This is a genomic window from Paenarthrobacter sp. CAP02 (genome assembly GCF_040137855.1).
Classification (GTDB): domain Bacteria; phylum Actinomycetota; class Actinomycetes; order Actinomycetales; family Micrococcaceae; genus Arthrobacter.
Genome location: NZ_JBEEII010000012.1, coordinates 30,537 through 43,125, shown reverse-complemented (window position 1 = coordinate 43,125; position 12,589 = coordinate 30,537). Strand labels below are relative to the sequence as shown.

The following is a 12,589-nucleotide window of genomic DNA, read 5'->3' as shown; positions in this document are numbered from 1 at the left end:
GACGGTTGGCATGCTTCCGGCAACCCGGCCGGCACTCAACAGCAACCCTACTCCAGTGAGAAATCTCCGGAACAGTGACACGATGGGACGCATGACGGAACGCCCTTCACCTGCTGCGACGCTCGCCTTTCACTATGCCGGGCATGGACCAAACGCCTCCACGGGCGTGGCCATCTGCCACGGTTTCACGGGCAGCCCCCTGAGCATGCTCCCGTGGGCTGAGTATCTGGCCTCCCAGGGATTTGCCGTCTCCGTGCCGCTCCTCCCCGGCCACGGGACCAGCTGGCAGGACCTCGCCTCCACCCGTTGGCAGGAGTGGTACCGGACCTTCGAGCAGAGCTACCTTGAACTTGCTGGACAGACCAGGACCTGTTTTGTTGCCGGGCTGTCAATGGGAGGTGCCGTGGCACTTCGGGTTGCCGCAGTCCACGACGTGCCTGGCCTGGTGCTGGTCAATCCCGGCCTCAGCTTCTATGACAGGCGGGTGAAGTACGTGGGCGCCCTGAAGTATGTCATGCGGACCACCACCCCCATTGTGGAGGACTCACCGGCGCCGGAGACCGATGAGACGGGCGACTACTCCAAGACTCCCTTGAAATCAGTGCACGAGTTGAAGAAGCTTTTCCGCGCCGCGACCCGTGGCCTGCCGGAAGTGCAGGCACCTGCATTGGTATTCAAATCGGCGGTGGATGGCGTCATCCCTCCAAGTTCCGTGGCCACCATCGAACGGCACATCGCTTCCTCGCGCCTGAAGGTCGTGACGCTTCCCCATAGCGGGCACGTAGCCACCCTGGATGTGGACGCGCCCACCATTTTCGAAGAATCCGCCAGGTTTTTCCGTCAGCACGCCTACGACAGAGTAGCCTCAGAGTCATCATGAACATGCTTCCGGATTTCTCGCCGTTCTCCAGCCAGTGGAACGGGATCGGGCCACGCGTTGGCGTTGTGATGTCCCATGGCTTCACCGGCAGCCCGCACAGCGTCAGGCCGTGGGCTGAACACCTGGCCGCTGCAGGCTACGCTGTCCGCCTGCCCCTGCTTCCGGGCCACGGCACCACCTGGCAGGACATGGCCACCCGTTCCTGGCGGGAATGGCACCGGGCAGTTGACGATGCATACCTCGAACTGGCGGCCGAGTGCGACTACGTCTTCGCTGCAGGCTTGTCCATGGGCGGTACCCTGGCCCTGCGGATCGCGGCCACCCGACCCGTAGCCGGAACTATCGTGGTCAACCCGGGACTGGTCCTCGATGACCCGCGTGCAGTGGTCGTAGCGGCGTTGAAGTATGTGGTGAAGTCGACTCCGGCCATCGCCAACGACATCCTCAAGCCGGACCAGGATGAAGGTGCCTACACCCGAACGCCGGTGGCTGCAGCCCATCAACTCAAGAAGATGTACAAGGACACTGCTGCCCTTCTCCCCCGCATCAATGCTCCTGTTCGTGTCTACAAATCAACAGTGGACAACGTCATCTCGAAGGCAAGCCTGGAACTCCTTCGTTCCCGCTCCAGCGCCCCTGTCGACATCCACTACCTGGCCAACAGCTACCACGTGGCCACGCTCGATAACGATGCCCCCGAGATCTTCCAGGGCACGGTGGACTTCATCCAAAAAACCGTTGCGAACCTGGCCGGACACGGAGCTTCCCCCGAAAAGGACACCGCCCATGAACAGGCCTGATCCCAACTCCGCCGATCAAAGCGCGAACAAGGATGACGACGCCGTATGGCTGGACCTCGTGGCCAGGCTGGAGGCCACGCCCTCGTCGTCCACGGAACACTCGGACCCACCACGTGAGGAGCCCGAGCCCGGCGACGGCGGACGGCCACAGCGGGGTACCGGCAAGGCGTTCAAGGACTTTGATCCGCTGGGACTAACGACGCCCGCTACTGAACCTTCGCCCGACGCGTCCGCGGTCCCGGACACGGGTGAGGGTGCAGGCCGGCCTTTGGGCCCCCGCGATTTTGAGGTCGAGGACCTGGACGATGCCTTTGTCCCCGAAGAGCCACCCAGTTTGGCGGGCACCGAGCCCTTGATCATGCTGGCATGGGTCGGCGCAGTGGGAGGTCCTTTGGCACTGCTGTTCACGGCCATGTTCTGGCGGTCCGCGCCACTGACCGCGGTGATGGGGATCGTCGCGGCCTTCGTGGTCTCGGTCGTCTACCTCATCATGCGGCTTCCCCAGGAAAAGAATGAGGACGACGACGGCGCCCGCCTCTAGGTGCCTACGCCCCCCCTTTTGTCCTACGTCCCCTTTGGTCCTGCGGACTTAGCTGTGCGCGCGTCCGCTGACCCGCGATAGGTCTGCAGCACCGATCATTCCGGCCCGCGGACCGAGGGCAGCCAGGTCAATCCTGGCCATGGGGCGGAATCCGCGCCCGGTAAGGTTCTTGGCGAACGATTCCCGCGCCGGGCCAGCGAGCAACTCCCCTGCATCGCACAGTCCTCCGCCGATTACGAACGTTCCGGGGTCGAGGGCAGCTGCGAGATTGGCCAGGCCAAGTCCCAACCATTCTCCCTGGTCTGCCAGAAGCTCCCGGGAGGTGGCGTCGCCGGCCAGGGCCAGGGATGTGACGGTGGCCCCGGTCATGTTCTCGGCCGTGCCACCTGCCCTTTCCAGGAGCGCCCGCCCCTCGGGAGAGTTCGTCCGGACCAGTTGCCGGGCTTCCCTTCCCAGGGCGTTGCCTGAGGCATACTGCTCCCAGCACCCTCGGTTACCGCATTCGCATCGGTGCCCTCCGGGGAAAATGATCTGGTGGCCGAATTCGCCGGCCACGCCATATCGGCCGCGCTCCACCTTGCCATCCATCACCATGGCACCACCAATACCTGTACCCAAGGTGATGCACACCAAGCGGCTCTCGCCGCGTCCTGCACCGAAGCGCCACTCTGCCCAGGCCGCCGCGTCGGCGTCGTTGGTCAGCAGTACCGGCCGCCGGAGCAGTTTTTGCAGGCTGTCCCGCAGGGGCTCATTGCGCCAGGCCAGATGGGGGCTGAAGAGGACCGTGCCGCCGTCGAGGTCCATCCACCCTGCGGCACCGATTCCCACCGAAGCGACACGGTGCCCGGCGCTGAGCTCGTCAACGAGCTCCACAATGGTCTGTTCCACAGCCCGCGGGTCGGACCCTGGGGTCGAGCGCCGGGCTTCAGCGAGGACGCGCCCCTCCGCGTCCACCACGCCGGCCGCCACCTTGGTGCCGCCTATGTCGATCCCGATCGCCAGCCCCCGCCGGCCCATGTGGCTGCGGCGCGCACCCCAGGGAACATCCTTGAAGACCGGCGCTGGAGGCCTGAGTCGGGCACGGGAGCTGGACCTAAATGCGGGCATCCCCTCATCCTATTCGCCAGCCCCCGCACTACGGGAACCGGGCGCCCCCAAAGGGCCCGAGTTGCTTGAAATGACGGGTAATCCGTAAAGTTACTCGCCAGTAGGTGAAATAGAACACACCTCCATGAGCGGGCATACTAGAGTGAAAGCAGCCCCTCGTGGCCCGTGCATATCAAAGGAGCTAGCGTGCGTGAAATCAGTGTTCCTCCCCTCGTGAGCATCGCTCCGGAAACCAACATCACGGACTTCGTGATTCGGGCAGCGGAGAAGGCATCCAACCCTGCACTGTTTTCCAAGCTGGACAGCAACGCCCAGTGGCAGGACATTCGCGCCAAGGATTTCCTCGCGGACGTGCAGGCCCTTGCCAAAGGCCTGATTGCCAGTGGAGTAGGGCAGGGCGACCGAATCGGAATCATGTCCAGGACCCGGTACGAATGGTCCCTCGTAGACTTCGCCATCTGGTTTGCCGGCGCAGTCTCGGTGCCCATCTATGAAACGTCCTCTCCCTCGCAGGTGGCGTGGAACCTGGGCGATTCCGGCGCAGTGGCGGCCTTTGGCGAAGCAGCCCACCACGAGGACATCATCCGCCAGGCGGTTGCCGCGGAAGATATCAGCTCGGTAGCCAACGTGTGGCAGCTTGAGGGTACGGGACTGGATGCACTCCGCGCTGCCGGCGCGGGAGTATCCGATGACGAACTTGAATCACGACGTTCCGCCGCGGGGCTGGCTGACCTTGCCACCATTATCTACACGTCAGGCACCACGGGCCGTCCGAAAGGGTGCGAACTGACCCATGGCAACTTCGTGGAGCTTTCAGAGAACGCCCGTGCGTCCCTCCCGGGAATCATCAACGAAGATGGCAAGACCATCATGTTCCTGCCCCTGGCCCACGTCTTTGCCCGCTTCATCTCGGTCCTGGCCGTGGCCGGTGGAGTCAAGGTGGCCCACACCCCCGATATCAAGAACCTGCTGGCCGATCTGCAAAGCTTCCAGCCCACCTTCATCCTTGCTGTCCCCCGCGTCTTTGAGAAGGTTTACAACTCAGCGCTGACCAAGGCGGAGGACGGCGGTAAGGGTGCGATCTTCCACCGGGCCGTGGACACGGCGATCGCCTACTCCAAAGCCCGCCAGTCCGGGTCACTGGGGCTCGGGCTGAAGATCAAGCATGCCGTGTTCGACAAACTCGTCTACGGAAAGCTCCGGGATGCCATGGGCGGCCACGTGGCCCATGCCGTGTCCGGTGGCGGTCCCTTGGGGGAACGCCTGGGCCACTTCTTCCAGGGCATTGGGCTCCAGATCCTGGAAGGGTACGGGCTCACGGAGACCACTGCCCCGATTTCGGTCAATACACCCTCCATGATCAAGATCGGCACAGTGGGCGCTCCCCTGCCCGGTAACTCCGTGAAGATCGCTGACGACGGCGAAATCCTTGCCAAGGGTGTATGTGTGATGCGCGGCTACTTCAACCGGCCGGACCTGACTGAAGAGACCTTCACTGATGGATGGTTCCGCACGGGCGACATCGGCGAACTGGACAGCAACGGGTTCCTGAAGATCACTGGCCGGAAGAAGGAAATCATCGTCACCGCCGGCGGCAAGAACGTGGTTCCGGCCCTCCTTGAGGACCAGATCCGCGCCGATGCGCTGGTCTCACAGGTCCTGGTGGTTGGCGACAACCGTCCCTTCATCGGCGCTCTGGTCACCTTGGACGAAGAGGCCCTGCCGGGGTGGCTGGAACGTCACGGACTCCCCGCTAAAACCTCACTCGACGAGGCTGCCGGGCACGCAGTGGTCAAGGCCGCCGTGCAGGAACTGGTCAGCAAGGCCAACCAGTCTGTTTCCCAGGCCGAGGCGATCAAGTCCTTCCGGATCGTCACCGCCGACTTTACGGAAGCCTCAGGGCACCTCACCCCCTCCCTGAAGGTCAAGCGCGCCCAGGTCATGAAGGACTTTGACGCGATCATCGAGGAGATGTACTCAGCGCCCCGCGCCTCCTAGCGAACGCAGCCCACGGCGAACAAAAAAGTACCCCGTCCCACAGTGACCAAGTCAATGCGGACGGGGTACTTTTTTGGCCGATTGCTAGCCGATCACCAGCAGCAGATCGCCACCTTGGACCTGCTCCACCGAAGAAATGGCGAGCCGCGAAACCGTGCCTGCCACCGGCGTCGTAATTGACGCTTCCATCTTCATGGCCTCAATGGTGGCAACGGTGTCGCCTGCGTTGACGACGTCCCCTGCCTTGACCGTGACAGTGACGGCACCGGCGAACGGAGCGGCTACCTGGCCCGGCTGGGCGGGGTCGGCCTTCTCCGCAGCCTTGACGTTGCTGACCACGGATCGGTCCCGGACAACCACGGGGCGGGACTGGCCGTTGAGGGTACACATGACGGTGCGCATGCCCTTCTCATCGGCCTCGGACACGGCTTCCAGCTGTGCGATGAGGCGCACGCCCTTCTCCAGCTCGATGACGTGCTCTTCGCCGTGCTGGAACCCATACAGGTAGTCACGGGTATCGAGCACCGAGATGTTTCCGAAGCTTTCAACACTCTTCAGGTAGTCCTTGGTGGGCCCTGCGAACAGGAGCCGGTTCAGTGTGTGCTGTCGGGTCTTGGAGTCACCCTTGAGGGCTGCACTGTCCTCGGCGCTGATCTCCACGTCGCGGACCTTGACGCTGCGTCCCTGGAGGGCCTTGGTGCGGAACGGCTCGGGCCAACCTCCCGGAGGACTACCGAGTTCGCCCGACAGGAAGCCGATCACGGAGTCCGGGATGTCGTAGTTCTGCGGATTCTCGTTGAAGTCCGCGGGATCTGCGTTCAGTCCTACCAGGTGCAGTGCGAGGTCGCCCACCACCTTGGAGGACGGCGTCACCTTGACCAACCGGCCGAGGATCCGGTCAGCTGCGGTGTACATATCCTCGATGGCTTCGAACTGCTCCCCCAGGCCAAGGGCAATCGCCTGCTGGCGGAGGTTGGACAACTGGCCACCAGGGATCTCGTGCTGGTAGACACGGCCTGTGGGACCCGGCAATCCTGACTCAAAGGGAGCGTAGACCCTGCGGACCGCTTCCCAGTAGGGCTCCAGGGCACCCACATTGTCCAGGCTCAATCCGGTGTCACGGGGAGTGTTGGCCAAGGCCGCAACCAGTGCGGACGCTGCGGGCTGGCTGGTGGTTCCCGCCAGGGAAGCTGCAGCTACGTCAACGGCGTCCACGCCTGCGTCCACGGCCGCCAGGAGGGTTGCCAGCTGGCCGCCCGCGGTGTCGTGCGTGTGCAGATGGACCGGAAGGTCGAACCGCTCACGCAGCGCCGACACCAGCTTCGCGGCGGCTGCGGGACGCAACAAGCCGGCCATGTCCTTGATCGCAAGGATGTGCGCGCCGGCGTCGACGATCTTTTGCGCGAGGTCCAGGTAGTAGTCAAGCGTGTACAGGTCCTCGTTGGGATCAAGGAGGTTACCCGTGTAACACAAGGCCACTTCGGCCACAGCCGTACCGGTCGCACGCACAGCGCGGATGGCCGGCGCCATCTGGTTCACGTCATTGAGGGCGTCGAAGATACGGAAGATGTCGATGCCCGTGGCGGCGGCTTCGTTGACGAATGCCTCCGTCACTTCTTCCGGGTAGGGGGTGTAACCGACGGTGTTGCGTCCGCGGAGCAGCATCTGGATACAGGTATTCGGCAAAGCCTGCCGCAGAGCGGCCAAACGGTCCCAGGGGTCTTCGCCAAGGAAGCGGAGCGCGACGTCGTACGTCGCTCCACCCCATGCTTCGACGGAAAGAAGTTCCGGCATCAGGGCCGTCACAGCGGGGCCCGCAGCCACCAGGTCCCGCGTACGGACGCGGGTGGCCAGCAAGGACTGGTGGGCGTCCCGGAACGTGGTGTCCGTAACCGCCAGTGCCTGCTGTTCACGCAGCGCCTTCGCGAAGCCTTCCGGCCCCAGTTCCTGCAGTTTCTGGCGCGAGCCGGAGGTGGGAACCGGACCTTCAATGGCCGGAAGTTTGCTGGCCGGGTCGGTGTGGACCTTCAGCTCGCCGTTGGGCTTGTTCACCGTGACGTCAGCGAGCCAGGTGAGGAGCTTGGTTCCACGGTCTGCTGAGATGTGGGACTTGAGGAGTTCGGGGCGCTTGTCGATGAAGTCCGTAGCCACGTTGCCCGCGTTGAAGTCGGGATCGGCGAGAACTGCCTGGAGGAAGGGAATGTTCGTGGAAACGCCGCGGATGCGGAACTCCGCCAGCGCCCGTCGTGCGCGGGCTACAGCAGCGCCATAGTCCCGGCCACGGCAGGTGAGTTTGACCAGCATGGAGTCGAAGTGCGGGCTGATCTCAGCACCCGAGTAGACGGTACCGCCGTCGAGCCTGACTCCAGCGCCGCCAGCGGAGCGGTATCCGGTAATCTTTCCGACATCCGGGCGGAAGCCATTGGCCGGGTCCTCCGTGGTAATGCGGCACTGAATAGCCGCTCCCTTGATGGAGACCGAGTCCTGGCTCAGTCCGAGATCCACGAGGGTTTCCCCCGAAGCAATCCGCATCTGGGCCTGCACGAGGTCGACGTCCGTGATCTCTTCGGTCACCGTGTGTTCCACCTGGATACGGGGGTTCATTTCGATGAAGACGTGCTGGCCGGCCCGTTCACCCTCGGTGTCCACCAGGAACTCGACCGTTCCGGCATTGACGTAGTTGAGGGCTTTCGCGAAAGCGACAGCATCGCGGTACAGCGCCTGGCGGATGTTCTCGTCCAGGTTTGGCGCAGGAGCGATCTCCACTACCTTCTGGTGGCGTCGCTGGAGTGAACAGTCACGTTCAAAGAGGTGCATGACGTTGCCCTCGGCGTCGGCCAGGATCTGCACCTCGATGTGGCGGGGGCGCAGCACGGCCTGCTCAAGGAACATCGTGGGATCGCCAAAGGCGGCGTCGGCCTCGCGCATGGCGGACTGCAAAGCCTCGGGCAATGCCTCGCGTGTTTCCACGCGCCGCATTCCACGGCCGCCACCACCAGCGACGGCCTTGGCGAAGATGGGGAAGCCGATCTCGTCTGCGGCGGCAATGAGCTCATCAAGGTCCTTGGAAGGCTTGCTCGACTTCAGGACCGGGACGCCGGCTTTGCGTGCCGCTTCCAGGGCTGCAACCTTGTTGCCTGCCAACTCCAGCACCTCGGCCGGAGGACCAACGAAGGTGATTCCGGCGGCTTTGGCAGCACGCGCCAGATCCGGGTTTTCCGAGAGGAAACCATAGCCGGGGTAGATGGCGTCAGCGCCGGCTTCCTTGGCGACGCGGACAACCTCCTCCACGTCCAGGTACGCGCGGACGGGATGGCCCACCTCGCCGATCAAATAAGCTTCGTCGGCCTTTTGCCGGTGGATCGAGTTGCGATCCTCATGCGGAAAGACGGCTACGGTCTTGGCGCCCAGTTCATAACCAGCGCGAAACGCCCTGATCGCGATTTCGCCGCGATTGGCCACCAGAATTTTCGAAAACATACTTCTCCTGCATCATTGCGGGTGGATCGGTCGGTGGTCACAGTGTGTAGTGCCGCCAGCATCAAACACAAATCTTTGTGGCAACCATCACAAAGGAATCGTCATGTGGGCTGTATATGCGTGCGCGCGACCCGACGCCGTGCTATCGGGATAGGTTCCGTTGGCTGCCCTGGCGCGTAGAAAGCGGGAATCCGTGGCGATGCACCATATGATGTTGAGGGGGTTCGGCAAACCCCGGCTCCGGTGCGTCCGGAGCCGAATCAGCGCGATACGGCAACCGGCGTTAGGTTTTGGTTTTTCAAGTGCAAGTAGTCAGCATCAGCAGCCTCAAAGGTGGCGTCGGAAAGACGTCCGTGACCACTGGCCTGGCGTCCGCGGCCCTCGCAGCCGGCATCCCCACCCTGGTGGTGGACCTCGACCCGCACGCCGACGCCACGACGGCCCTTGGCGTGCAGCCGGGCTCGCAACTGGACATCGGCAGGATGCTGAAGAGCCCCCGCAAAGCCAAAATCCAGGAGAACGTTGCCAGCAGCAGCTGGGTTTCCAACGGCTCCAGCAACGGCACGTTGGATGTCGCCGTCGGCTCGGCCTTCACTGGAATCTATGACCGCCCGGACCTGGGGCGCCGCGATCTTCGCAGGCTGTCCACGGTGCTGGCGGGTACTGCCGCCTACGAACTTGTCCTTGTGGATTGCCCTCCGTCGCTCAATGGCCTGACGCGCATGGCCTGGAGCGCCAGTGACCGCGTGGTCCTGGTCGCTGAGCCGGGCCTGTTCTCCGTGGCCGGCACCGAGCGCACCATGCGCGCCATCCAGCTGTTCCGCCAGGAGTTCGCGCCCAACCTGGCCCCCGCCGGCATCGTTGCCAACCGGGTACGCACGGGATCGGCTGAGCACACGTTCCGCTTGGCCGAGATGGAATCCATGTTCGGGGAACTGCTTTTGACGCCCCACATCCCCGAACAGGCCAACTGGCAGCAGATCCAGGGTGCCGCGCATTCGGTCCACCACTGGCCCGGCGACTCGGCCAAGAATTCCGCCAAGCTCTTCGACGCCCTGCTCCAAAACCTCGTGGAAGGCCAATCCGCCGTGCGGGACCGCCGTCAGCGGTAGCCTCCCCGCTCCTACGCAACACAAAAAGGGCCTCTCCCCTGTGGGGAAGAGGCCCTTTCTGTGTCCTGCGAATTCTTTGTGGTTGGTTCCTAGCCGATACGGCGCGCTACCCGGCGCTTGCTCAATTCGTCGTCCGGAAAGGACTGCTCGGCGGCGTGCTCGCTCGGAAGAGCGGCCAGGCTTCCCTCAACTTCCCGCCATACGCGCCCCACGGCGATACCGAACACACCCTGTCCGCCCTGCACCAGATCAATGACTTCATCAGCGGACGTACATTCATACACGCTGGCGCCATCGCTCATCAGGGTGATTTGGGCGAGGTCCTCGACGCCGCGCTCCCGCAGGTGCTCCACCGCGGTCCGGATCTGCTGAAGTGAGACTCCAGTGTCGAGCAGGCGCTTCACCACTTTGAGGACCAGGATGTCCCGGAAGCCATACAAACGCTGCGAACCGGAGCCGGCGGCCCCGCGGACTGCAGGTTCAACCAGGCCCGTACGCGCCCAGTAGTCGAGTTGCCGGTACGTGATGCCTGCGGCTTTACAAGCGGTGGGGCCGCGGTAGCCCGCGTCCTCGTCCAGCACAGGAAGGTCCTCTGTGAAGAGCAAACCTTGGGCGCCGGATGCGGGCGCAGCAATGCTGGCAGAGGACTGCTTCAGCTCGCCTGCTTCGCCTTTCGGACTCACGTGACCTCCTTGTTCTCAGTTCCCTTGGGGACGGTGCACACACCCATACAACACCGAAATGCAGCATTGTAATTCCCACAAGACGGCACCTTCCAGTGTGACTTGCGTGGGCAGCGGATGCAACGGGAACTTGATACCTTCGACGTTAGGCCCGCGGAGGTCCGAAATCAAAGACCTTGGGCCCGAATTCACATCGTGTCGAAAGTTTCACCCTCAACTTTAGGCTTAGGGTGCCGTCAGCCCTCGAAATCCTCGGGCTCAACGTCATCGAGGAACTCACGGAAGCGGCGCATCTCACGCTCTTCGTCCACCGTTGGATCCGGTTCCGAGTCTTCGCCTTCGTCGTGTTCGGTAATGCGGACGCCGGCTTCTTCCATCACGGCATCGGCACACCAGATACGGCATTTGGCCCGCAAGGCAAGTGCCAACGCATCCGACGCGCGCGAACTGACTACCGTGCCGTCGTCGAACTGCAGTTGTCCGTAAAAGATGTTGTCCTCTACAGCGACAATGTTGACGCTGATAATCGAATGTCCCAACGACTCCACCACGTCCACCAGGAGATCATGGGTCATGGGCCGTGGAGGGACGACGCCCTGCTGGGCAAGGGCAATGGCGCTGGCCTCAGGGGTACCTATCCAAATGGGAACATGACGCTCGCCATTGAGTTCCCGCAGGAGGACCAGCGGCTGGTTGGACGGCAGTTCGATCCGGACGCCGACGATTTCGACCTCGATCATCAGCCGTCCATCCGGGAAATATGTCCGTGGACCAAGGCCCTGTGAAGAGTCAGGCAGAGGTCACTGATCTCGCGGGCGGCCTCGGCTGCCCGCGCTTGGGACGCCGCGTCGCGGCGGGATGTCAACGGAGCGACGGCCCGTTCGACCAACCCAAATTCGCGTTCCGCAGCAGCCTGGAAAGGACGGAGGTGACGCGGTTCCAGTCCATGGCTCTCCAGTTGGACACATGCCCTGGCGACCTGAAGGGCGTGTTCATCGAACCTCCCGCCGCTATGGCTGATCAGTCCGAAACTCAGGAGCGACTCCAACAACGGCACGCTGGCGCCGGACTCGGCACGCAATTGTTCCTCCGTCAGGGCGCGGGCACGCCCCTGCACGTCTGCCGCCATCTCGGCGGAGACCACCCGGGGAGAAACCGTGACGCCCGGCGGGAGGTTTTCGGGGCGCTCTCCACGGTCGATGGAGTCGAGGTAGTCCTTGATGACTTTGAGCGGCAAGTACTGGTCCCGCTGCAGGGCCAGCACAAAACGGAGCCGCTCCACGTCGTGATCGGCGTACTGCCTGTAGCCGGCAGGAGTCCTCTTCGGGTTAATAAGGCCCTTTTCCTCGAGGAAACGGATCTTGGACGCAGACATCCCCGGAAAGTCGTCGCTCAGCTGAGCAAGGACTTCCCCGATGTTAAGGACCTGCGGTCCGCGGCGGTCCGGCTGGGCAATAGCCACAGGCAGATACCCCGTCAGACTTGGCCTGCAGCGCGGACAGGGCTCAGGTAGTAGGTCAACCGGAACTTGCCGATCTGGACCTCGTTGCCGCTCTTGAGCTGCACGCGGTCCACGCGGTCGTGGTTGACGTACGTTCCGTTGAGGCTGCCCATGTCCACCAGCTCAAAACCGGTAGCCGTCCGGAGGAACTGGACATGCTTCCGGGACACGGTGACATCGTCAAGGAAGATGTCCGCATCGGGATGGCGTCCAGCCGTGGTGGTGTCTGCATCGAGCAGGAACCTGGCACCGGCGTTAGGGCCGCTGTGCGCGATCAGCAACGCCGAGTTCGGCGGCAGGGCGTCAACCGACGCCCGCTCCTCGGCACCCAGCTGGGGTGCGATGCTGGGCTCATCCCACGTTGGCGTGATGCTGATCGAGGTGGTCTCCGACGTAGGCTGCTCCTCCGCGCCGTTCCCGACATTGGCTTGATTCTGTTCGCCGCCAACCATGGAATTTCCTCCTCATCCGCTGGCATTTCCAAACC

Annotated in this window: 11 protein-coding genes; 5 read left to right on the top strand and 6 right to left on the bottom strand. The window is 63.4% G+C overall.

Annotated elements, in window-relative coordinates; translation table 11 throughout:
- Nucleotides 1-91: 91 nt before the first annotated feature.
- From ABHM97_RS18395 to ABHM97_RS18385, 3 genes are read left to right on the top strand one after another with little or no spacing between them, the layout of a single operon-like run.
- Nucleotides 92-880, top strand: a complete 789-nt coding sequence (locus ABHM97_RS18395) for an alpha/beta hydrolase (RefSeq protein WP_235520417.1) — start codon at nucleotides 92-94, stop codon at nucleotides 878-880.
- Nucleotides 877-1,680 (top strand): alpha/beta hydrolase, encoded by an 804-nt coding sequence (locus tag ABHM97_RS18390; RefSeq protein ID WP_235520416.1) that lies wholly within the window; start codon nucleotides 877-879, stop codon nucleotides 1,678-1,680. Before ABHM97_RS18395 ends, ABHM97_RS18390 begins: the two co-directional genes overlap by 4 nt.
- The gene (locus tag ABHM97_RS18385; RefSeq protein WP_235520415.1) at nucleotides 1,667-2,221 is read left to right on the top strand and encodes a hypothetical protein; all 555 of its coding nucleotides are present in this window, start codon (nucleotides 1,667-1,669) and stop codon (nucleotides 2,219-2,221) included. The genes ABHM97_RS18390 and ABHM97_RS18385 overlap by 14 nt, the downstream gene beginning before the upstream one ends.
- A gap of 48 nt (nucleotides 2,222-2,269) precedes the next feature.
- Here the strand turns inward: ABHM97_RS18385 and ABHM97_RS18380 are convergent, their stop codons facing one another.
- Entirely contained in the window at nucleotides 2,270-3,328 is a 1,059-nt protein-coding gene (locus ABHM97_RS18380) for an ROK family protein (protein ID WP_235520414.1), read from the bottom strand.
- A 186-nt stretch (nucleotides 3,329-3,514) separates the two neighbouring features.
- Between ABHM97_RS18380 and ABHM97_RS18375 the strand changes: the two genes are divergently transcribed.
- A complete protein-coding gene (locus ABHM97_RS18375) occupies nucleotides 3,515-5,326 on the top strand; it encodes an AMP-dependent synthetase/ligase (protein ID WP_257371304.1) in 1,812 nt (603 codons plus the stop codon).
- Nucleotides 5,327-5,410: 84 nt separating this feature from the next.
- Here ABHM97_RS18375 and ABHM97_RS18370 read toward each other — a convergent pair whose 3' ends face one another.
- Nucleotides 5,411-8,806, bottom strand: a complete 3,396-nt coding sequence (locus tag ABHM97_RS18370) for a pyruvate carboxylase (protein WP_349471774.1) — start codon at nucleotides 8,804-8,806, stop codon at nucleotides 5,411-5,413.
- A gap of 302 nt (nucleotides 8,807-9,108) precedes the next feature.
- Here ABHM97_RS18370 and ABHM97_RS18365 point away from each other — a divergent pair, with 302 nt between their 5' ends.
- On the top strand, nucleotides 9,109-9,918 hold the full coding sequence (locus ABHM97_RS18365) for a ParA family protein (protein ID WP_235520411.1): 810 nt from the start codon (nucleotides 9,109-9,111) through the stop codon (nucleotides 9,916-9,918).
- A gap of 89 nt (nucleotides 9,919-10,007) precedes the next feature.
- On the opposite strand, the gene ABHM97_RS18360 is transcribed toward ABHM97_RS18365, so the two are convergent.
- From ABHM97_RS18360 to ABHM97_RS18345, 4 genes are all read right to left on the bottom strand, one after another.
- Nucleotides 10,008-10,601 carry a MerR family transcriptional regulator gene (locus ABHM97_RS18360; protein ID WP_211711341.1) on the bottom strand — a complete coding sequence of 198 codons (594 nt, stop codon included), beginning with the start codon at nucleotides 10,599-10,601 and terminating at the stop codon, nucleotides 10,008-10,010.
- A 236-nt stretch (nucleotides 10,602-10,837) separates the two neighbouring features.
- Nucleotides 10,838-11,341 (bottom strand): bifunctional nuclease family protein, encoded by a 504-nt coding sequence (locus ABHM97_RS18355; protein ID WP_231339091.1) that lies wholly within the window; start codon nucleotides 11,339-11,341, stop codon nucleotides 10,838-10,840.
- Nucleotides 11,341-12,057: a transcriptional regulator FtsR gene (gene ftsR / locus ABHM97_RS18350; RefSeq protein ID WP_349471819.1), complete on the bottom strand. Its 717-nt coding sequence runs from the start codon at nucleotides 12,055-12,057 to the stop codon at nucleotides 11,341-11,343. The genes ABHM97_RS18355 and ftsR overlap by 1 nt, the downstream gene beginning before the upstream one ends.
- 20 nt (nucleotides 12,058-12,077) lie before the next feature.
- On the bottom strand, nucleotides 12,078-12,554 hold the full coding sequence (locus ABHM97_RS18345) for an FHA domain-containing protein (protein ID WP_235520410.1): 477 nt from the start codon (nucleotides 12,552-12,554) through the stop codon (nucleotides 12,078-12,080).
- Nucleotides 12,555-12,589 lie beyond the last annotated feature (35 nt).

Excerpts from the sequence above, each read along its gene's own strand:
- ABHM97_RS18395 (WP_235520417.1), top strand. The coding sequence starts at position 92 with ATGACGGAACGCCCTTCACCTGCTGCGACGCTCGCCTTTCACTATGCC.
- ABHM97_RS18390 (WP_235520416.1), top strand. The coding sequence starts at position 877 with ATGAACATGCTTCCGGATTTCTCGCCGTTCTCCAGCCAGTGGAACGGG.
- ABHM97_RS18385 (WP_235520415.1), top strand. The coding sequence starts at position 1,667 with ATGAACAGGCCTGATCCCAACTCCGCCGATCAAAGCGCGAACAAGGAT.
- ABHM97_RS18380 (WP_235520414.1), bottom strand. The coding sequence starts at position 3,328 with ATGCCCGCATTTAGGTCCAGCTCCCGTGCCCGACTCAGGCCTCCAGCG.
- ABHM97_RS18370 (WP_349471774.1), bottom strand. The coding sequence starts at position 8,806 with ATGTTTTCGAAAATTCTGGTGGCCAATCGCGGCGAAATCGCGATCAGG.
- ABHM97_RS18355 (WP_231339091.1), bottom strand. The coding sequence starts at position 11,341 with ATGATCGAGGTCGAAATCGTCGGCGTCCGGATCGAACTGCCGTCCAAC.
- ABHM97_RS18345 (WP_235520410.1), bottom strand. The coding sequence starts at position 12,554 with ATGGTTGGCGGCGAACAGAATCAAGCCAATGTCGGGAACGGCGCGGAG.